The 18,698-nt window shown below is 67.7% G+C and carries 19 protein-coding genes and 1 tRNA gene; 8 read left to right on the top strand and 12 right to left on the bottom strand.

Annotated elements, in window-relative coordinates:
• From FHD68_RS11805 to cobU, 3 genes are all read right to left on the bottom strand, one after another.
• A partial coding sequence (locus FHD68_RS11805) for an adenosylcobinamide-GDP ribazoletransferase (RefSeq protein ID WP_208863766.1) occupies window positions 1-466 on the bottom strand: 466 nt, incomplete at its 3' end.
• Window positions 459-1,412 carry a nicotinate-nucleotide--dimethylbenzimidazole phosphoribosyltransferase gene (gene cobT, locus FHD68_RS11800; RefSeq protein WP_127898459.1) on the bottom strand — a complete coding sequence of 318 codons (954 nt, stop codon included), beginning with the start codon at window positions 1,410-1,412 and terminating at the stop codon, window positions 459-461. The genes cobT and FHD68_RS11805, both read right to left, overlap by 8 nt.
• On the bottom strand, window positions 1,399-1,929 hold the full coding sequence (gene cobU, locus FHD68_RS11795; protein WP_045981407.1) for a bifunctional adenosylcobinamide kinase/adenosylcobinamide-phosphate guanylyltransferase: 531 nt from the start codon (window positions 1,927-1,929) through the stop codon (window positions 1,399-1,401). The genes cobT and cobU overlap by 14 nt, the downstream gene beginning before the upstream one ends.
• Before the next feature lie 130 nt (window positions 1,930-2,059).
• On the opposite strand from cobU, the gene FHD68_RS11790 reads away from it, so the two are divergent.
• The 6 genes from FHD68_RS11790 (at window position 2,060) to FHD68_RS11765 (ending at window position 9,585) form a co-directional block, all read left to right on the top strand.
• Window positions 2,060-3,661 (top strand): peptide ABC transporter substrate-binding protein, encoded by a 1,602-nt coding sequence (locus FHD68_RS11790; protein WP_045981408.1) that lies wholly within the window; start codon window positions 2,060-2,062, stop codon window positions 3,659-3,661.
• 85 nt (window positions 3,662-3,746) lie between these two features.
• On the top strand, window positions 3,747-4,670 hold the full coding sequence (gene oppB, locus FHD68_RS11785) for an oligopeptide ABC transporter permease OppB (protein WP_045981409.1): 924 nt from the start codon (window positions 3,747-3,749) through the stop codon (window positions 4,668-4,670).
• A gap of 3 nt (window positions 4,671-4,673) precedes the next feature.
• Window positions 4,674-5,600, top strand: a complete 927-nt coding sequence (locus FHD68_RS11780; protein WP_240542400.1) for an ABC transporter permease subunit — start codon at window positions 4,674-4,676, stop codon at window positions 5,598-5,600.
• Between the two features lies 1 nt (window position 5,601).
• Window positions 5,602-6,714 carry an oligopeptide/dipeptide ABC transporter ATP-binding protein gene (locus tag FHD68_RS11775; protein WP_240542401.1) on the top strand — a complete coding sequence of 371 codons (1,113 nt, stop codon included), beginning with the start codon at window positions 5,602-5,604 and terminating at the stop codon, window positions 6,712-6,714.
• A complete protein-coding gene (locus FHD68_RS11770; RefSeq protein WP_127898461.1) occupies window positions 6,711-7,733 on the top strand; it encodes an oligopeptide/dipeptide ABC transporter ATP-binding protein in 1,023 nt (340 codons plus the stop codon). Before FHD68_RS11775 ends, FHD68_RS11770 begins: the two co-directional genes overlap by 4 nt.
• A gap of 1 nt (window position 7,734) precedes the next feature.
• Window positions 7,735-9,585, top strand: a complete 1,851-nt coding sequence (locus FHD68_RS11765; protein WP_127898462.1) for an ABC transporter ATP-binding protein — start codon at window positions 7,735-7,737, stop codon at window positions 9,583-9,585.
• Here the strand turns inward: FHD68_RS11765 and FHD68_RS11760 are convergent.
• Together FHD68_RS11760 and FHD68_RS11755 are read right to left on the bottom strand one after the other, a co-directional pair.
• Window positions 9,582-10,958, bottom strand: a complete 1,377-nt coding sequence (locus FHD68_RS11760) for a GntP family permease (RefSeq protein WP_139085780.1) — start codon at window positions 10,956-10,958, stop codon at window positions 9,582-9,584. The two genes, FHD68_RS11765 and FHD68_RS11760, sit on opposite strands and share 4 nt — an antisense overlap.
• Window positions 10,959-11,060: 102 nt before the next feature.
• Window positions 11,061-11,137: transfer RNA gene (locus FHD68_RS11755), tRNA-His, on the bottom strand.
• Window positions 11,138-11,237: 100 nt separating this feature from the next.
• Here FHD68_RS11755 and FHD68_RS11750 point away from each other — a divergent pair.
• Entirely contained in the window at window positions 11,238-11,453 is a 216-nt protein-coding gene (locus FHD68_RS11750; RefSeq protein WP_045999198.1) for a DUF6324 family protein, read from the top strand.
• On the opposite strand, the gene FHD68_RS11745 is transcribed toward FHD68_RS11750, so the two are convergent.
• Window positions 11,434-11,895 (bottom strand): MmcB family DNA repair protein, encoded by a 462-nt coding sequence (locus tag FHD68_RS11745; RefSeq protein ID WP_127898475.1) that lies wholly within the window; start codon window positions 11,893-11,895, stop codon window positions 11,434-11,436. The genes FHD68_RS11750 and FHD68_RS11745 overlap by 20 nt on opposite strands.
• 99 nt (window positions 11,896-11,994) lie before the next feature.
• Between FHD68_RS11745 and FHD68_RS11740 the strand changes: the two genes are divergently transcribed.
• Complete coding sequence (locus FHD68_RS11740) at window positions 11,995-12,342, top strand: RidA family protein (protein ID WP_127898476.1); 348 nt, start codon at window positions 11,995-11,997, stop codon at window positions 12,340-12,342.
• Here FHD68_RS11740 and lpxB read toward each other — a convergent pair.
• The 6 genes from lpxB to FHD68_RS11710 form a co-directional block, all read right to left on the bottom strand.
• Window positions 12,326-13,480, bottom strand: coding sequence for a lipid-A-disaccharide synthase (lpxB, locus tag FHD68_RS11735; RefSeq protein ID WP_127898477.1), 1,155 nt, complete (start codon window positions 13,478-13,480; stop codon window positions 12,326-12,328). The genes FHD68_RS11740 and lpxB overlap by 17 nt on opposite strands.
• Before the next feature lie 63 nt (window positions 13,481-13,543).
• The gene (locus FHD68_RS11730; protein WP_127898478.1) at window positions 13,544-14,353 is read right to left on the bottom strand and encodes an LpxI family protein; all 810 of its coding nucleotides are present in this window, start codon (window positions 14,351-14,353) and stop codon (window positions 13,544-13,546) included.
• Window positions 14,350-15,138, bottom strand: coding sequence for an acyl-ACP--UDP-N-acetylglucosamine O-acyltransferase (gene lpxA, locus FHD68_RS11725; protein WP_127898479.1), 789 nt, complete (start codon window positions 15,136-15,138; stop codon window positions 14,350-14,352). Before lpxA ends, FHD68_RS11730 begins: the two co-directional genes overlap by 4 nt.
• On the bottom strand, window positions 15,131-15,607 hold the full coding sequence (gene fabZ / locus FHD68_RS11720) for a 3-hydroxyacyl-ACP dehydratase FabZ (RefSeq protein ID WP_045981419.1): 477 nt from the start codon (window positions 15,605-15,607) through the stop codon (window positions 15,131-15,133). Before fabZ ends, lpxA begins: the two co-directional genes overlap by 8 nt.
• Before the next feature lie 60 nt (window positions 15,608-15,667).
• On the bottom strand, window positions 15,668-17,758 hold the full coding sequence (locus FHD68_RS11715) for a hypothetical protein (protein WP_164871431.1): 2,091 nt from the start codon (window positions 17,756-17,758) through the stop codon (window positions 15,668-15,670).
• On the bottom strand, window positions 17,755-18,698 hold a 944-nt coding region (locus FHD68_RS11710), incomplete at its 5' end, for a DUF4159 domain-containing protein (protein WP_139085778.1). The genes FHD68_RS11715 and FHD68_RS11710, both read right to left, overlap by 4 nt.

Here is an 18,698-nt window from a genome sequence, read left to right as displayed (position 1 = left end):
CGGTCCGCGCCGGCGGCAGAGCACGCATCAGCATCACCGGTGCCACCCGCCCCGCCGCGGCCGCCGCGATCAGCGCCAGCGGTCCAAGCGCCGCCAGCGCCGCCACGCGGATCACGCCCGTCGACACCAGCGCGGCGGCGCCATAGCTGCCGATGGTCGATTCGCGCATGATCCTCAGCCGGTCGGCGCGGTCCCGTCCGCCGCCCGCATCGGCGAAATCGGCCAGCGCATCCTCGTGCAGCGCACCGGTCAGCCAGACGGTCAGGGCAACGGACAGCGCCGCCGGCAGCAGGCCCGTCCCCATGATCCACAGGGGCACCCCGGCCAGCAGTCCCAGCACAGCCCCCGCCAGCGGAAAGGCCCAGGCCGCGCGGGACAGCGGCAGAACCTCGGGCGGCAGCAGGCGCCCAAGCGGCAGCCGTGTCAGGAAGACCAGCGCCAGGACGATCTGGTGCGACCTAGACAATCCCGGCCTCGGCAAAGGTCGCCATGCCGTTGTGGCATTCCAGCGCGGCGCGCAGCACCAGAAGGGCCACGGCGGCGCCGGACCCCTCGCCCAAGCGCATGTCCAGCGACAGGACGGGCTGCATCGCCAGCGACGCGATCAGGCGTCGGTGCCCCGGTTCGGCGCTTTCATGGCCGATCAGGCAATGGGCCAGCGCGTCGGGATCATCGCGGGTCAGCACGGCGGCAGCGGCGGTGCAGATGAACCCGTCCAGGATCACCGGAATGCGCAGGTCCCGTGCACGGCGTACCGCGCCGCAGATGGCCGCCTGTTCGCGACCGCCGAACGCGGCCAGCGTGTCGTGGGTGCCGGTCACGGCGTGGCGGGCCAGCCCTTCCGTCACGACGCGGACCTTGGCGGCCAGCATCGCGCCCTGCGCGCCGGTGCCGGGGCCGACCCAGTCCTCGGCCCGACCGCCAAAGGTCGCCGCCGCCAGTGCGGCCGAGGTGGTGGAATTGCCGATCCCCATCTCTCCCAGCAGCAGGACCTGGACGGTGGGATCGACGGCGGCGGCACCCTGCGCCATCGCATCATCGACCTCGGCCGACGTCATCGCGGGGCCTTGGGTGAAATCGGACGTGGGCCGGTCCAGATCCAGCGCGACGATTCCCAGATCGGCCCCCGCCACACGGCACAGCTGATTGATCGCCGCGCCGCCTTCACGAAAGTTCGCGACCATCGCCGCCGTCACCGCGGGTGGAAAGGGCGTGACGCCCTGCACCGTGATCCCGTGATTGCCCGCAAAGACCAGCGCCTGCGCGCGGTCCAGCGTGGGGCGGTCGGTCCCCTGCCAGCCTGCCATGAACACGGCCAGCGCCTCCAGCCGACCAAGCGATCCGGCGGGTTTCGTCAGCGTGGCCTGGCGCGCGGCGGCACGGTCGGCGGCGGTCTGGTCAAATCGGGTCATCGGGGTTCTCTGCCATGGGTTTCAGGCGCAGGGGCATGCCGCTGACGGCCATCCAGACCTGGTCGGCCAGCGCCGCCACCGCTTGGTTCATCCGGCCGTGATCGTCACGGAACCGGCGGGCCAGGGCGTTGTCCGGCACGATCCCCTGCCCCAATTCGTTGCTGACCAGCACGACAGGACAGCATTGCTGACGTAACGTCACCGTCAATGCGCCGATATCCGCCGAACCCATGCAGTTCGACATCCACAGCGTCAGGCAATCCACAAGGCGCACGCCCTGACCGTCGGTCGCGCGCAGCGTGCCGGCCAGATCCAGCGGTTCTTCAATGGTGCGCCAACCCTGTCCGCGATCCTGTTGATGCGCCTTGATTCTTTCACCCATCTCGGCGTCGCGGGCCTGGGCCGTGGCGATATAGATGCGCGGCATCGCATGGCGCAGGACCAGCCGTTCGGCCAGGGCCGACTTGCCTGACCGCGCGCCGCCCGTCACCAGCGTGATATGTCCCCGTTGCGTCATGCGGGCCTGTTTTCCACAGGGCGGTCGGGTTGGAAAGCGCGAAACGCCGCTTGCCCACACCCGTGCTTTCACTAAACCTCGCGCCATTCCGGTGCGACACGACACCGACAGACAACTTGGAGGAGTTGGGATGACCAAGCTTTTCGCGACGACCGCCCTGCTGACCGCGCTGGCGATGCCCGCTTGGGCCGTGCAGCCTGCCGAAGGCGAGACCCTGGCCGAGAACCAGACCTATACCTATTGGCTGCTGGACGCGATCAAGTCGCTTGACCCGGCCAAGAACACCGACGTCGAGGGTTCGGACGCGCTGCGCTCGCTGTTCGAGGGCTTGATGATCGAGGATGCCGCGGGCAACATGATCCCCGGCGTCGCCGAAAGCCACGAGATGTCCGAGGACGGCCTGACCTACACGTTCACGCTGCGCGACGCCAAGTGGTCGAACGGCGACCCGGTGACGGCGGACGACTTCGTCTATGCCTGGCAGCGCGTCGTCACGCCCGAGACCGCGTCGGAATACGCCTGGTACATGGAGCTGATGAACCTGCAGAACGCCACGCAGATCATCGCGGGCGAGATGGAGCCCGACCAGCTGGGCGTCGTCGCGCTGGACGACAAGACGCTGCAGGTCACGCTGACCACGCCCACCCCCTATTTCCTGAACACCCTGTCGCACACCACGACCTATCCCGTGCCCCGCGCGGTGGTCGAGGAGCATGGCGATGCTTGGGTGCAGCCCGCCAACCTGGTCGGCAACGGGGCCTATACCCTGGCCAGCCACAACCTGGGCGTCGAGATTGTCTTCGAGAAGAACCCGGAATACTGGGATGCCGAGAACGTCGTGATGCAGACCGTGCGCGGCGTGACCGTCAACGACAACAACGTGGCCCTGACCCGCTATCAGGCCGGAGAGCTGGACCGCGTCCAGATCCCCGCCGGCCAGTATCCGCGCCTGTCCGAGGCGTCCCCCGAAGAAGCCGTGTCTGTGCCCTACGGCTGCTCTTACGCCTATGTGTTCAACCTGTCGGAGAAGGGCCCCGAGGCGCTGAAGGACGAACGTGTCCGCGAGGCACTGGCCCTGTCGCTGAACCGCGAGGTCATCGTGGATCAGGTCCTGCAGGGCGGACAGGAGCCCGCCTATACTTGGACGCACTGGGCCATCAACGGCTTTGCCGCGCCCGAGGGCGGCATGAAGGACATGTCGCAGGAAGATCGCATGGCCCGCGCCGCCGAGCTGCTGGCCGAGGCCGGTTACGGTCCCGACAACCCGGTGCGCCTGCAGCTGCAGTACAACACCGACGACAGCCACCGCCTGCTGGCCATCGCGGCCCAGCAGTTTTGGCGCCCCCTTGGCATCGAGATCGAGCTGAACAACGTCGAATGGGCCGTCCACACCGACCGCCTGCAGAACCAGGACTTCGAGATCGCACGCTATGCCTGGTGCGCCGACTACAACGAGGCGACGACCTTCCTGGACTGGTTCCGCACCGACGGCTACAACAGCGGCAAGTGGTCGAACGAGGAATACGACAAGCTGCTGGTCGAGGCCCGCACGGCAGAGGACACCACGCCCCTCTATCAGCGCGCCGAGGAGATCCTGGCCGATGAGAACCCGGCGGTCTTCGTCTATCACTATGCCAAGGTCGACATGATCAACCCGGCCATCAAGGGCCTGCCGCGCGAGAACCTGCTGAACACCTGGTACGCCAAGGACCTGTACCGCGTCGCGGAATAAGCAGCCATCCTGACCGGGGGCCGGGGCGGCACGACCGCCCCGGCCCTGTCATTTTTCAACCATCCCGCAGGGAAGGCCCCACGCGATGTTCGCATTCATCCTGCGACGGCTGGCGGTGGCGATACCCACGCTGCTTCTGCTGATCGTCTTCTCCTTCGTCCTGATGCAGATCGCGCCGGGCGGACCTTTCACGGGCGAACGCGCCCTGCCCCCGGCCGTCCTTGCCAACCTGGAGGCGCAGTACGGTCTGAACGACCCACTGTGGCTGCAGATCTGGAACTATCTGGTCAACGTGGTCGTGCATTTCGACTTCGGTCCCAGCTTCGTCTATCCCGACCGCACCGTGAACCAGCTGATCGCCAGCGGATTCCCGGTGACGCTGACCTATGGCGGGCTGTCCTTCGTGGCCGCCGTCGTCGTGGGCGTGGCCCTGGGGGTGGTGGCGGCGATCTGGCACAACAGCTGGGTCGACTATCTGGCCGTCGGTGTCTCAATCGGCGCGCAGGTGCTGCCGAACTTCGTGATGGCACCGCTTTTGGTGCTGGTCCTGACCCTGTGGTACGGGCTGCTGCCGGGCGGCGGCTGGAGCTTCAGCAATCCCAGCTTCTGGATCATGCCGGTGATCGCGCTGTCGACCAGCTACATGGCGTCGATCGCGCGGATCACCCGGTCGTCGATGCTGGAGGTGCTGGGCTCGAACCACATCCGCACGGCGCGGGCCAAGGGGATGCCCGAACACCGCGTTATCATCCGCCACGCGCTGAAACCCGCGATGCTGCCGGTGATCAGCTATCTGGGGCCGGTCTTCGTGTCGATGATCACCGGGTCGGTGGTGATCGACATCTATTTCTCGACCGGCGGCATCGGCAAGGCCTTCGTCGATAGCGCGCTGAACCGCGATTATGCCGTGATGATGGGCGTCACCATCCTGGTGGGCGCGCTGACCATCCTCTTCAACCTCATCGTCGACGTGCTCTACGCATGGATCGACCCCAAGATCAGGTACTAGGTCATGGTCATCGATCAATCCAAGATGCAGTCCCTGTCCGACCGCTTCGTCGAGGCAGAGGTCCGCGGCCGCAGCCCCTGGGCCGACGCGCGCCGCCGCTTCTTCCGCAACAAGGCCGCGATGCTGGGCCTGACGATCCTGGTGCTGGTGTCACTGTTCGCGATCTTCGGCGGCTATCTCGCCCAATGGTCGAACGAGGAGCTGGATTTCAGCGTCATGGGTCAGGTCGCCCAGATGGGTCAGCCGTCCATGGAAAACGGGCACTTCTTCGGCACCGACAACCTGGGCCGCGACCTCTATGCCCGCGTCGTGCAGGGCACGCGCATCAGCCTGATGGTCGGTGTCGTGGGTGCTGCCATCGCCGTCATCGTCGGCACGCTCTATGGCGCGACGGCGGGATATGTCGGCGGGCGCACCGACCAGATCATGATGCGGACGGTCGATATCCTGATGTCGATCCCCTACATGTTCGTGCTGATCCTGCTGCTGGTCATGTTCGGGCGGTCGATGTCGATGCTGTTCCTGGGCATCGGCCTGATCTCCTGGCTGGACATGAGCCGAATCGTTCGCGGTCAGACCCTTAGCCTCAAGAACCGAGAATTCATCGAGGCCGCGCGCGCCACCGGCGTGTCGTCCTTCCGCATCATCGTCCGCCATATCGTGCCGAACCTGCTGGGCGTGGTGGCGGTCTATGCGACTCTGCTGGTGCCGCTGATGATCCTGACGGAAAGCTTCATCAGCTTCCTTGGTCTGGGCGTGCAGGAACCCCTGACCAGCTGGGGGGCGTTGATCTCGGAAGGGGCCGGGACGATGAACTATGGCACGTTGTGGCAGCTGGCCTTTCCGCTGTTCTTCTTCGTGATCACCCTGTTCGGCTTCTTCTTCGTGGGCGACGGCCTGCGCGATGCCCTCGACCCAAAGGAGCGCTGAGATGGCCCTTCTCGAATTGCGCGACCTTTCGGTCCGCTTCCAGACCAACGATGCCGAGGTGCGGGCCGTCAACGACGTGACCCTGTCCGTCGATGCGGGCGAAACCCTGGGCATCGTAGGCGAATCCGGCAGCGGCAAGTCGCAGCTGTCCTTCGCGATCATGGGGCTGCTGGCGCGCAACGGCCGCGCCTCGGGCAGCGTCCTGTTCGACGGGCAGCAGATCCTGAACGCCCCGCCCAAGGTGCTGAACCGCATCCGGGCCGAACAGATCGCGATGATCTTTCAGGACCCGATGACCTCCCTGAACCCCTATATGCGGGTGGCCGACCAGATGGCCGAGGTGCTGACGCTGCACAAGGGCCTGTCGAAACGCGATGCCGTCGCGCAGGCCGTGCAGATGCTGGACGCCGTCAAGATCCCCGACGCCAAGGGGCGCGTGCGGCTTTATCCGCACGAATTTTCGGGCGGCATGCGGCAGCGGGTGATGATCGCCATGGCGCTGCTGTGCCGACCCAAGCTTTTGATCGCGGACGAACCCACGACCGCGCTGGACGTGACGGTGCAGGCGCAGATCATGGCCCTGCTGTCGGACCTGCAACGCGATTTCGGCATGGCGATGATCCTGATCACCCATGATCTGGGCGTGGTCGCGGGGTCATGCGAACGGGTCGCGGTCATGTATGGCGGCCGCATCCGGGAAACCGGGCCGGTGCGCCCGATCTTTGCCGAACCCACGCATCCCTATACCCAGGGCCTTCTGGACGCGATCCCGCGTGTCGATCAGGACGATGAGGACCTGCGCGCCATCCCCGGCCAGCCCCCGAACATGAGCCGCCCGCCCTCGGGCTGCGCGTTCGAGCCGCGCTGCCCCTATCGCCGCGAAGGCTGCGCCAGCGTCGACCCAGCCCTGGAGGTCTTTGCCCCCGGCCGCGCCCGCGCCTGCCACGCCCCCGTGGCAGAGGTGCTGTCCCGGCGCATGATCGACGACCCGCAGCCCGACCTGGTCGCCGCTGGTGACACCCTGCCGCCGGACGACCACCTGCCCGAGGGCGCCGTCGCCGGTGCCGGTGCGGCCGGCGCCACCCAGACCCCCGGATCGGAGGCCAAGCCATGAGCGATTTTCTGAGCGTGCGCGACCTGCGCGTGACCTTCCAGATCCGCCCCGAGGGCGCGATGCCCTGGACGCGACCCAACCCGCTGCGCGCCGTGAACGGCGTCGATTTCGCCCTGGCGCCCGGAGAGACCCTGGGCGTGGTGGGCGAATCCGGCTGCGGGAAATCGACCTTGGCCCGCGCCCTGATCGGGCTGGTCCCGGCCACGGGACAGGCTGAATGGATCGACGGCAAGGACCTTCTGGCGCTGACACCCCGGCAGATGATGGCCTATCGCCAGGACATCCAGATGGTGTTCCAGGACCCTCTGGCCAGCCTGAACCCGCGCATGACCGTGGGCCAGATCATCGCCGAACCCCTGACCACGCACCGTCCCGACATGCCCCGCGCCCAGGTGCGCGAGCGCGTCAAGGCGATGATGGAAAAGGTCGGGCTGCTGCCCAACCAGATCAACCGCTATCCCCATGAATTCAGCGGCGGCCAGTGCCAGCGCATCGGCATCGCGCGCGCCCTGATCGTTGAGCCCAAGCTGATCATCTGCGATGAGCCGGTGTCCGCGCTGGACGTGTCGATCCAGGCACAGGTGATCAACCTGCTGATCCGGCTGCAAAAGGATCTGGGACTGGCGCTGATCTTCATTGCGCATGACCTGTCGGTGGTGAAACATATCAGCGACCGGGTGATGGTGCTGTATCTGGGCAAGGTGATGGAGATGGGTCCGGTGCAGGCGCTGTATGCCAACCCCCAGCACCCCTATACGCAGGCGCTGCTGTCGGCCGTGCCGGTCCCCGATCCGACGATCGAGACCGCCAAGACCATCGTGCCGCTGGCGGGCGACCTGCCCTCGCCCATGAACCCGCCCTCGGGCTGCGTGTTCCGGACGCGCTGTCCGCGGGCGAAGGCTGAATGCGCGGCGTCGGTGCCGCAGCTGACGGTCGGCGACCATCAGGTCGCGTGCCATTTCCCCGGCCCCCTGACCGAGGCCGAGATCGCCCACGCCCGCCGGACCGAGGCCGCCTGAGATGCCGCCCGACGCGCCCGCATCCCCCGATTATGCGGCGCGTTGGGCGGCGCTGAAGAACATCCCGCCCTTTCTGGTAATGGTCTGGCGGGCCAGCCCCGCGCTGACGTTGGCCATGGTGGCGCTGCGCCTGATGCGGGCGCTGATGCCGGTCGCGATGCTGTGGGTGGGCAAGCTGATCATCGACCAGGTCGTGGCCCTGTCGGCCGCGGGTGGTCCGGACACGCTGGCGGGCTGGTGGGAAAGCGGTCTGGCGCATCCGCTGATCGGGCTGGTGGCGCTGGAACTGGCGCTGGCGATCGCGCAGGACGTGCTGGGGCGTCTGGTCGCCTATGTCGACGCGCTGCTGCAGGAGAAGCTGGTCATCGACATCTCGATCCGGCTGATGGACCACGCGGCGGATCTGGACCTGGCCTCCTTCGAGGATGCCAGCTTTCAGGACCGCCTGGACCGCGCGCGGCGCCAGACGATGGGGCGTATCCCCTTGCTGAACCAGCTGATGCAGCAGATGCAGGACAGCGTCACCGTCATCAGCTTTGGCGTGGGTCTGGTGGTCTATAACCCGTGGCTGGTGGTGCTGCTCGCGCTGGCGCTGATCCCGTCCCTGATGGGAGAGATGCATTTCAACGCCCGCACCTATGCGCTGAACCACGCCCGCGCGGCGGACCGGCGCGAACGCGACTATCTGCGCATGATCGCAGCCACGGCCGAGACCGCGAAAGAGGTTAAGATCTTCAGCCTAAGCCCTTGGCTGCGCGACAGATATCTGACCCTGGCCCGGCGGTTCTACCTGGAGAACCGGGTGATCCAGCGCCGCCAGCTGTCGGTGATGGCGGTGCTGACCGCGCTTGGCACGCTGGCCTATTACGCGGCCTTTCTGTGGATCATCGCGCGCACGCTGACGGGGCAGCTGTCGATCGGCGATCTGACGTTCCTGTCGGGCAGCTTCCTGCGCCTGCGCGGTTTGCTGGAGGGGCTGCTGTCGGGGTTCTCCAGCATGGCGGGTCAGGCCATGTACCTGGACGACCTGTTTGATTTCTTCACCGCCCGCCCGGCCATCGCCAGCCCCGCCGATCCGCTGCCGGTGCCGGTGCCCATCGCGCAGGGGTTCCGCTTCGAGAATGTGGGCTTCCGCTATCCGGGCCGCGACGATTGGGCGATCCGCGGCATGACGCTGGACCTGCGCGCCGGAGAGACGGTCGCCCTGGTCGGAGAGAACGGCGCGGGCAAGACCACCATCGTCAAGCTGCTAGCGCGTCTGTATGACCCGGACGAAGGCCGCATCACGCTGGATGGGCGCGACCTGCGCGACTATGACCTGGACCAGCTGCGCGCCACCGTGGGGGTGATCTTTCAGGATTTCGTGCGCTATGCGGTGACGGCGGCCGAGAACATCGCCATCGGCCGGATCGAGGCGCGCGACGACCGCCCCCGCATCGTGACGGCGGCCGAACGGTCCCTGGCCGATCAGGTCATCACCAAGCTGCCCAAGGGCTATGACCAGATGGTCGGCAAGCGGTTCGCCCGCGGCTTGGACCTGTCGGGTGGCGAGTGGCAGAAGCTGGCCATCGCGCGCGCCTATATGCGCGATGCGCAGCTGCTGGTGCTGGACGAACCCACCGCCGCACTGGACGCGCGGGCGGAATACGAGGTCTTTCTGCGGTTCCGCGACCTGACGCAGGGGCGGACGGCGCTGCTGATCTCTCACCGCTTCTCATCGGTGCGGATGGCCGACCGGATCATCGTGCTGGAGGGCGGACGCGTCCAGGACCAAGGCAGCCATGCGGAGCTGGTCGCCCGGCCCGGCCGCTATCGCGAACTGTTCGAGCTGCAGGCCCAGGGGTACCGTTAGAGCACGGTCCCCAGCACGATCACCGTGATCAGGGCGATGACCGGGATCAGCACCGCGACCACGAAGATGTCGGGATAGCTTTTCCTGTGCGTCAGCCCGGTGATGGCCAGCAGGGTGATGACCGCGCCGTTATGCGGCAGCGCGTCGAACCCGCCCGAGGACAGCGCCGTGACGCGGTGCATCAGCTCCATGCTGATCCCCTGTTCCTGGCCCATCGTGGCGAACTGTTCGCCAAGCGTGTTCAGCGCGATCGACATGCCGCCCGAGGCCGACCCGGTGATGCCCGCCAGCACGTTCACCGCCACAGACAGCGACGCCACGGGGTTGTTCGGGAACAGGCCCAGCACCCCGTCGCGGATCAGCGCGAAGGCCGGCAAGGATGCGATGACCGCGCCATAGCCCACTTCGGATGCGGTGTTGAAGATCGGCAGCAGCGACCCCATCGTGCCGGAATTGACACTCTCGCGCAGGTTGGCAAAGCGGCGCAGGTTCAGGCCGACGGCCAGCAGGATCGACGCGACCAGCGACACGATGATCGCCCAGATGCCTGCGACCGAGGACAGGGTCGTCTCTCCATAGCGCGGTTCAGCCAGATAGTCCGCGGACATGTTCGGGAAGACGAACCAGGTCAGGACCGCGTTCAGGACGATCACCGACACCACAGGCAGGATCGCCAGCGCGAAGGGCGGCAGGTCCGCATCCTCGGGCAGGGTCGCGTCTGCGGCAGTGACGGGGTGATCGCCATAGCCCTCGGCTCCTGCGGCGCGGGCGCGGCGGTTCAGCCACATCGTGCCGCCCGCCAGCATGATGACCCCGGCCAACGTGCCCAGCAGCGGCGCCGCAAACACGTTCGTGCCGAAGAACGGCATCGGAATGGCGTTCTGGATCGCGGGCGTGCCCGGGAATGCGGTCATGGTGAAGGTGAACGACCCGAGCGCGATGGCCGCGGGCAGCAGGCGCTTGGGGATGTCGGCGCGGCGGAACAGCGCATTGGCGATGGGATAGACGGCAAAGGCCACCACGAACAGCGACACCCCGCCGAAGGTCAGCACGCCGCAGGACAGGACGACCGCCAGCACGGCGCGCTGAGCGCCCAGCCTGTCGACGATCCATTCCGCGATCGATCGCGCGGCACCGCTGTCGGCCATGACCTTGCCGAAGATCGCGCCCAACAGGAACAGCGGGAAGTAGGTGATGACATAGCCGCCAAGCGAATTCATGAAGACTTGGGTATAGGTCGCCAGAATCGGCAGGTCCCCGGACATCACAACTGCCAGTAGCGCCAGCAGTGGCGCCAGGATCAGCACGTTGATCCCGCGATAGGCCAGATACATCAGTAGTATCAGCGACAGAAATATTCCCAGCAGTCCCATGCGGCGTCCCTCTCCCGGTTGCAATGGCGCGCATGGTCTCACGCGCAGGACGCGCTGCGCAAGATGCTGCAGTGCAGAAAGTGGCCGGATGCTGGGGAAAGGTGGTACCGCCTCCCCGGCTTGAACGGGGGACCTCTAGATCCACAATCTAGCGCTCTAACCAACTGAGCTAAGGCGGCACAGGGCGGTTCTTTAGCCCCGTGTCCGCAGGGTTGCAAGCCCCGCTTGCCGTGAAATTGCGTCCGCGATACAGAAAGTTTCACCGCAAAAGGACAAGCCATGGGCATCAACAGCGAAAGCGACATCACCGCGAACATCCAGATCGGCCCGACCGACCTTGGGATGGTGCGGATCTATGTGCAGGGAGAGGGCGTGGACCTGCCGATGGACTTCGACCCCGAGGAGGCGACCGAGATCGCCGAAGAGCTGATGGCCGCGGCCGAGGCCGCCCGCGCCATGGCACAGGGCGGCAAGCCTAAGAAGCCCCGGCGATAAGCGCGCCCGGGTCGCACATCACCTGCAACCGCAGGGCTGCGGCCCGCGCAAAGTCGCGCTGCACCTTGGTGCGGCGCGGACCCGACAGGCGATGTTCGGGGGCCATGCGGGTGATCTCGGCGCCGAAGGCATCGGCATGGATCAGGCCGGTGTCATCGGGCAGCAGATCGGTCGGAAAGTCGCAGTCGACCGCCCAGAAATACCGGTCGCACCAGTCAAGGTACCCCTGCCACTTGCGGTCGGCCTGAAAATCGGCGCGACAGCTTTTGCATTCGACGACCCAAAGCTCTCCCTTAGAGCCAAGGCTGATCAGGTCGACGCGCAGGCCCCGGGCGGGGGTGAACTCGGTCAGCACCGCGTGATCGAGGCTGCGCAGCAGCCGCCCAGTGCCACGCGCAAGGCGCTGGCCGGGCATGGCGGGCAAGGGGGACAGGTCGGACATGGGCGCAGGATAGAACGCAACCGGAACGTCCGCAACCCGCCTTGCCGCCCCCGCGCCCCCCGTATAGCGTCCGCGCGCATATCGCCAAAGGAGAGCATCATGACCGATATCAAGCGTCTGGAAACCGGCCCGCGGATGAGCCAGGCGGTCATCGCCAACGGCTTCGTCTTTCTGGCAGGCCAGGTCGGAGAGCCGGGCACCTCGGTCACGGACCAGACCACCGCGATCCTGAACCAGATCGACGCGCTGCTGGCGCAGGCCGGGACCGACAAGACCCGCATCGTCTCTGCCCAGATCTGGATGGCCGACATGGCGAAATTCGCCGAGATGAACGCCGTCTGGGATACCTGGGTGCCCCAGGGCCACACGCCCGCCCGCGCCACCGGCGAATCCGCGCTGGCGACCCCCGACTACGCGGTCGAGATCATCGTCACCGCGGTCCTGTGATCGCCTGAAGGACAGAGCGCGCCGCGCGCAGGCCCGGCGCCTCTCCCCCCTTGCCCAAGCGGTCCATGGTCAGGTCCATGGCGTCCAGTTGGGCACCCCGCTTTGCACGGTTCTCCAGCGCGTCCTGCAGCGCCTGCGCCATGGGGCCCGGCTGGCAGCGGCTGCCAAGGAACTCTGGCACGGCGCGCGTCTCGCTGACCAGGTTGACCAGCGTGACGGTGTCGGTGCGCAGCAGCGCCCCCACGATCAGGCGCGACAGCGGCGCCATGTCATAGCCGATGACCATCGGGATGCGGTTGGCCGCCAGTTCCAGGCTGACGGTCCCCGACGCCGCCAGCGCCAGATCGGCGGCGGCAAAGGCGGCGCGCTTCTCATCCGGCTCCTCGATCACGATGGGGGCTGTGGGCCAGCGGCGGATCATGTCGCGGACCATCCCGGACACGCCCGGAACCGTCGGCAGGACAACGCGGACCTCGGGCACGCGGTCCCGCAGGCGGATCAGCGCCTCGTCGAAGCGCGGGCCAAGGCGGGTGACCTCTCCGCGGCGCGAACCGGGCAGGCACAGGACCACCGGCGCGTCGGGCGCGATGCCATGGGCGTTGCGGAACAGCTGCGCCTCGTCCGGGCCGGCCACGTCGGCGGTGGCGACGGGATGACCCACGAAATCGCAGGTCATGCCCGCGGCCTGCATCAGCGGCGGTTCGAACGGCAGGATCGCCAGCACGTGATCGATCACCTGCGCCATCTTCAGCGCCCGCCCCGGCCGCCAGGCCCAGACCGAAGGCGCGACGTAATGCACCGTCCGCAGGTCGGGACGCTGCGCACGGACCAGACGTGCGACGCGCAGGCCGAAATCGGGGCTGTCGATGGTGATCAGGACGTCGGGGGCGGCATCGATGACCGCCTGTGCGGTCTGCGCGATGCGGCGTTTCAGGTGGCGGTATTTCGGAAGGACCTCCCAGATGCCCATGATCGACAGCTCGTCCATGGGGAACAGGCTAGTCAGGCCAAGGGGTGTCATCGCGGGGCCGCCGACGCCCAGGAACTCCGCCTGCGGATCAAGCTGCCGCAGTCCCGCCATCAGCGCGGCGCCCAACTGGTCGCCCGAAGCCTCGCCCGCGATCAGGAAATAACGCATGCCGTGCCGCCTTGTTACTGCCAAGTCATGGGTATTGGGACCGACGCGAAAGGGCCAGCCTTTTCAGTCCAGCCCGCCTGCCGCCCACAGGAACAGGCCCGCCGCCTGTGCACGGCGCACCATTTCGGGGCGGTCCAGCAGGATCACCTGTCCCCCCGCCCAGGCAATGCCGGCAAGTCCCGCCGATACGGCCTGATCCACCGTGTCGGGCCCAAGGGTCGGCAGGTCGATGCGCAGATCCTGTCCCGGCTTCGGCGCCTTGTAGAGGACACCGCGGGCGCCTTTGGGATTGGGGCGCAGCTCGGCATGACGCGCAGCGAAATCAAGCATCGCGGCAGTGCCAGGCAGCGTTTCCAATGCCAGACACAGGCCCTGCGCGACGACCGCCCCTTGACCCAGATCCAGCGGCCCGGTCTGGGCCAGAATCCGCGCGGCCCGGCCCGCGTCCCTGCGGTCAGCATCGGTCGGCTCTCCGGTCAGGATGCCTTCCTCCGGGATAAGATCAGGCGCAATTTCGCTGACGGAACAAACCGTAAGGTCATTCTCTTCGAAAATGTCGAGGACTGTTCGCAACGCCGCGTCATCGCCCGACTGCATGGCGGTCAGGATGCGGGGGACAAGCTGCGCGGTGCGCGGGTCGAACGCCTCGGGGTCCAGCCGCGGCCGGCGGATCGCGCCGGCAAAGACCACGCGGGTCACCCCTTTGGCATGCAGATCATCCAGAAACGGTACCAGACGTTCCAGCTGGAACGTCGTGGCGGCCAGGCCGTCCGGGGCAAAGCCCGGCAAGGCGAAGACCAACGGATCGTCCAGGCAGTCGGCAACAGCCGGGGCCAGGGCGCCCTGCCCCGCAATGATGGCGATCCGGCTCATTCGGGTTTGGGCGCCAGAAAGCTGCGGTCGGACGGCCCAAGGATGAAGTCCAGCACGTCGCGCTCCATGCCGGTCACCTGCGCCTCGGCACGCGTACGGGCCGTATCGCGGAAGGATCCGCGACCCAGGTCGCCCAGCAGGGACCGCAGCGCCGTGATGTCGGACCGGGTCGCGCCGCGACGCTTCAGCCCGATCAGGTTCAGGCCGTCCAGGTGCCCGCGCGGTCCTTGGACCAGGCCATAGGGGATCACGTCGGCAGTCACCATCGTCACCGCCCCGATCATCGCGCCGCGGCCGATGCGGACCCATTGATGCACGCCCGACAACCCGCCCACGATCACGTCATCCTCCAGCACGCAATGGCCCGCTATGGCCACGCTGTTGGCGAGGATCACCCGGTCGCCGATCCGGCAGTCGTGGCCCACATGGCTGGACGCCATGAACAGCCCGTCATCGCCCACGGTGGTGACGCTGCCGCCGCCGGCGGTGCCGGGGTTCATCGTCACGTATTCGCGGATGCGGTTGCGGGCGCCGATCTGCAGGCGGACGTCCTCGCCCTTGAACTTCAGGTCCTGGGGAACCTCTCCGATGCTTGCGAAGGGAAAGATCACCGTCCCCTCGCCCACCGAGGTGTCGCCGGTCACGACGACATGGGATTTCAGCTCCACCCCGTCCGCCAGCCGGACCTTGGGTCCGACCACGCAGAACGGGCCGATGCGCACCCCTGCGCCGATCTGGGCGCCGGGTTCGATCACGGCCGAAGGGTGGATCAGGGCATCAGCCATCCTTACGGGCCATCATCGCGGTGTATTCCGCCGACGCGCACAGCTGGCCGTCGACCATGGCCTTGCCCTCGAACTTCCAGATCTTGCCGCCGCCGCGGATGGCGCGGCAATGCAGTTCCAGAACGTCGCCCGGCACGACCATGCGGCGGAACTTGCAGTTGTCGATGCCCATGAAATAGGTCTGCATTTCCTCGTCGATGACGTTCATGCTGATGCCCACCACGACGGCCGCGGTCTGGGCCATCGCCTCGATGATGGTCACGCCGGGCATGATCGGGTGGTTGGGGAAATGCCCCTGGAAATGCGGCTCGTTGCTGGTCACGTTCTTGATGCCCACCGCACTCTCGAACGGGACGATGTCGCGCACCTTGTCGATGAACAGGAAGGGATAGCGGTGGGGGATGATCCGCTTGATCAGCGACAGGTCGGCCTCGGTATAGGGGGCGGGATTGCGCGTGTCGTCAGCCATTTGCGTTCCTTGAGACGGTTTCGTCGGGGTTACCAACCGGGGGGCCGGATGGCAAGCGGGTCAGGCGGGACGGCGCCGCCCCTCGGCCAGCCAGCCGGTCAGGATCAACCCCGCGATCAGCGCCAGCCATGCCCATCCGGGCAGCAGCGGCCTGCGGTCCAGGCCGGTGACGGTCGCGGCATCGCGCGGGGTGACGCCGATCCAGGGGCCGCCCAAGCCATCGCCGCTGGCCGCCCGGCCCGCACGCGTCTGGCGCAGGTCCGGCACGCCGTCCGACAGGCGCTGGACCGAACCGCCGCTGGCCTCGACCAAGGGTGTCAGCAGGGGCGCGTCGGCCACCGTCTCCTCGAATTCGCGGGGCGCCGCGGGGCCAAGCGCCAGCACGCGGCGCATGTCGCCATCCGCAAGGCGGTACAGGCCGGGTTCGGGCGCGGTCCAGTCCGCGACGAACCGGCCCGGCCCGTCGGCGGCCAACGGGACCTGGCTGATGCTTCCGTCGGGGGCGGTGACCTGCAGCGGCCCGGCACTGTCCTGCATCGTGCGGCGGGTGAACCGGACGGCCAGACCGTCGCGGACATCCGCCAGCAGGGCTTCCTCCTCCAGCTCGGGCTCTTTCATCGACCAGTGGGCGATGCGGCGCAGCAACTCCAGCTGCGGGCCGCCCCCCTCGAACCCGCGCCCCCACAGCCAGACCTGGTCCGACGTCAACAACGCGACGCGCCCCTCTCCGACCCGGTCCAGGATCAGCAGCGGCTTGTCCTCGGCCCCGGTCATGGCGACCTGGGCGTCGCTTGTGGGCGTGACCTCGGACAGGCGCAGCCAGCGGCCCCAATCGGGAGCGTCGGGATCGGGGCCGCCCAGGCCCGCGGTCACCGGATGGCGCCGCCCGTCATCGGTCAGGCGCGGCGTGAACGGCTGGTCGATGACGCGACCGGTGGGCCGCGCAGGCAGGATCGGCCCCAGAGGCGACAGGTTCAGGCTTTCGACCGACGCCATTTCGGGGCCGGCCGACACCAGGATCGCGCCGCCTTCCTCGACGTATCGGGCGATGTTCATGTAGTATTCGGGCGGCAGAATGCCCCGCACGCTATAGCGGTCAAAGATGATCAGGTCGAAATCATCGATCCGTTCCAGGAACAGCTCTCGTGTCGGAAACGCGATCAGCGACAGCTCGTCCACCGGGACGCCGTCGAACTTGTCGGGCGGTCGCAGGATGGTGAAATGGATCAGGTCGACCGCGGCGTCCGATTTCAGCAGGTTGCGCCAGGTACGCTCACCCGCATGGGGCTCTCCGGATACCAGCAGCACACGCAGGCGGTCACGCACGCCGTTGATGCTGATGGCGGCGGCATTGTTGCGGTCGGTCAGCTCTCCGGGTGCGTCGTCCAGCGCGATCTGCACGACGTTCTGGCCGGCATGGCCGGGCGTCACCGGCAGGGACAGGCTGGTGTTCAGGGGCACGGCGACGGTCTGCTCGTCCTCGCCGTCCACGGACAGTCGCAGGGTGACGCTGCCGGTGCGGCTGGCCTCGGGGACCAGGCCCTGATCCTCGACGCGCAGGCGGATGGTGACCTCCTGCCCGATCAGGCCAAAGGCCGGGGCCTCCTCGATCACCAGGCGGCGGTCCCAGTCCTGCGGCTGACCGGTCAGCAGCACGTGCAGCGGCGCCGCCATCCCCTGCGGCAGCATCTGCGGGTCGTGCAGGCGGCCATCGGTGACGGCGATCACCCCGGCCAGCCGAGCCTCGGGTTCAGCGGCGATGGCGCGCGACAGGGCGGTGGCCAGCGCCGTGCCGTCATCGCTGTCGCCCACGGTCACGCGACGCAGGTCGGTGCCGGGCAATGCGGCGATGCCCGCGGACAGGTCGTCCACCGCCTGATCGACCTGCGCGGCGCGCCCCGGCAGGGCCTGGCTGGCAGAGCGGTCATCCAGCAGGATCACGATGTCGGACAGGGCCGCACGCGTGCCCAGTTCCAACGCCGGCCCGGCCAGAGCCAGCGCAGCCGCCAGCCCCGCCAAGCCGCGCCATGCCCAGCCCCGCAGCCCGCGCCACAGCGCGAAGGCCGCGACCAGCACCGCCAGCGCGGCCAGCATGCCGATGGCCCACCACGGCAGGGCCGGGTCGAACCGCAGCTGGGTCAGGGATGTCATGGTGCCAGGATCTCCTCGGTTCGCAGGCGGTCCAGCAGGGCGGGCACATGCACCTGGTCGGATTTGTAGTTTCCGGTCAGCACGTACATCACCAGGTTCACGCCGAACCGGGCCGCCATCTCTCTCTGGCGGTCACCCTCCCAGCCCTGTCCGATGGGATAGGCGGCATAGCCGTCGGCGTTGACCGCCCAGGCCTCGGCCCAGGAATTGCCGCCGATGATGACCGGGCTGACGCCGTCGTTCAGCTGGCGGAACGGCACGCCGGCCTCGGCCTGGGACGAGACGGTCGGGGCCTCGGCCCAGACCGGATTGCCCTGCCAGCGGCCTGGAAAGTCGTCCAGCAGGTAGAATGTCCGCGTCAGCACGTGATCATCGGGAATGGGCGCCAGGGGTGGGATGTCCAGCGGCGCGGCCAGGCGGCGCAGCGCCTGCGACATGTCGGGGCCGCCGACACCCGCGATGTCGCCGTCGCGGGTGTCGAACAGGATCATTCCCCCCGACCGCAGAAAGGCGTTCAGCCGCAGATAGGCCTGCGGTCCGGGCGCGGGCTGTGCATCGGTGATGGGCCAATACAGGAACGTCAGCAGCGACAGGTCGTCCTGGTCCAAATCGATCCCGATCGGCTGTCCCGGCTCGACCGAGGTGCGGCTGCGCAGCGCCTGCGACAGCCCGGTCAGACCCTGTTCGGAAGCCTGATCGATCCGCGCGTCGCCCGTCACGACATAGGCCAGCGCCACGTCGGCCGCGGCCCGCATCAGATCGGGGTCCAGGTCCTGCGCCTGCGCCCGCGGGCCCGGCAGCGTCGCCAAAACAAGCGCGACCGCCGCCATGGCCCCTCGCCTGCGTCCGCGCCCCAGCCAAGCCGACCCGATGGCATCCAACGCCAGCAGCAGCGCCACCGCGGCCAGCAGCGCGCCCTTCAGGTCGCGTCCCGGCGTGG

Source organism: Paracoccus marcusii (genome assembly GCF_006151785.1).
In the GTDB taxonomy this organism is placed as follows: domain Bacteria; phylum Pseudomonadota; class Alphaproteobacteria; order Rhodobacterales; family Rhodobacteraceae; genus Paracoccus; species Paracoccus marcusii.
This window is presented reverse-complemented; position numbering and strand designations above follow the sequence as displayed.

Excerpts from the sequence above, each read along its gene's own strand:
- FHD68_RS11750 (WP_045999198.1), top strand. The coding sequence starts at position 11,238 with ATGGGCATCAACAGCGAAAGCGACATCACCGCGAACATCCAGATCGGC.
- FHD68_RS11775 (WP_240542401.1), top strand. The coding sequence starts at position 5,602 with ATGGCCCTTCTCGAATTGCGCGACCTTTCGGTCCGCTTCCAGACCAAC.
- FHD68_RS11780 (WP_240542400.1), top strand. The coding sequence starts at position 4,674 with ATGGTCATCGATCAATCCAAGATGCAGTCCCTGTCCGACCGCTTCGTC.
- lpxB (WP_127898477.1), bottom strand. The coding sequence starts at position 13,480 with ATGCGTTATTTCCTGATCGCGGGCGAGGCTTCGGGCGACCAGTTGGGC.
- cobT (WP_127898459.1), bottom strand. The coding sequence starts at position 1,412 with ATGACCCGATTTGACCAGACCGCCGCCGACCGTGCCGCCGCGCGCCAG.
- oppB (WP_045981409.1), top strand. The coding sequence starts at position 3,747 with ATGTTCGCATTCATCCTGCGACGGCTGGCGGTGGCGATACCCACGCTG.
- FHD68_RS11730 (WP_127898478.1), bottom strand. The coding sequence starts at position 14,353 with ATGAGCCGGATCGCCATCATTGCGGGGCAGGGCGCCCTGGCCCCGGCT.
- FHD68_RS11765 (WP_127898462.1), top strand. The coding sequence starts at position 7,735 with ATGCCGCCCGACGCGCCCGCATCCCCCGATTATGCGGCGCGTTGGGCG.
- FHD68_RS11770 (WP_127898461.1), top strand. The coding sequence starts at position 6,711 with ATGAGCGATTTTCTGAGCGTGCGCGACCTGCGCGTGACCTTCCAGATC.
- fabZ (WP_045981419.1), bottom strand. The coding sequence starts at position 15,607 with ATGGCTGACGACACGCGCAATCCCGCCCCCTATACCGAGGCCGACCTG.
- FHD68_RS11745 (WP_127898475.1), bottom strand. The coding sequence starts at position 11,895 with ATGTCCGACCTGTCCCCCTTGCCCGCCATGCCCGGCCAGCGCCTTGCG.
- FHD68_RS11760 (WP_139085780.1), bottom strand. The coding sequence starts at position 10,958 with ATGGGACTGCTGGGAATATTTCTGTCGCTGATACTACTGATGTATCTG.
- FHD68_RS11715 (WP_164871431.1), bottom strand. The coding sequence starts at position 17,758 with ATGACATCCCTGACCCAGCTGCGGTTCGACCCGGCCCTGCCGTGGTGG.
- FHD68_RS11790 (WP_045981408.1), top strand. The coding sequence starts at position 2,060 with ATGACCAAGCTTTTCGCGACGACCGCCCTGCTGACCGCGCTGGCGATG.
- lpxA (WP_127898479.1), bottom strand. The coding sequence starts at position 15,138 with ATGGCTGATGCCCTGATCCACCCTTCGGCCGTGATCGAACCCGGCGCC.
- cobU (WP_045981407.1), bottom strand. The coding sequence starts at position 1,929 with ATGACGCAACGGGGACATATCACGCTGGTGACGGGCGGCGCGCGGTCA.
- FHD68_RS11740 (WP_127898476.1), top strand. The coding sequence starts at position 11,995 with ATGACCGATATCAAGCGTCTGGAAACCGGCCCGCGGATGAGCCAGGCG.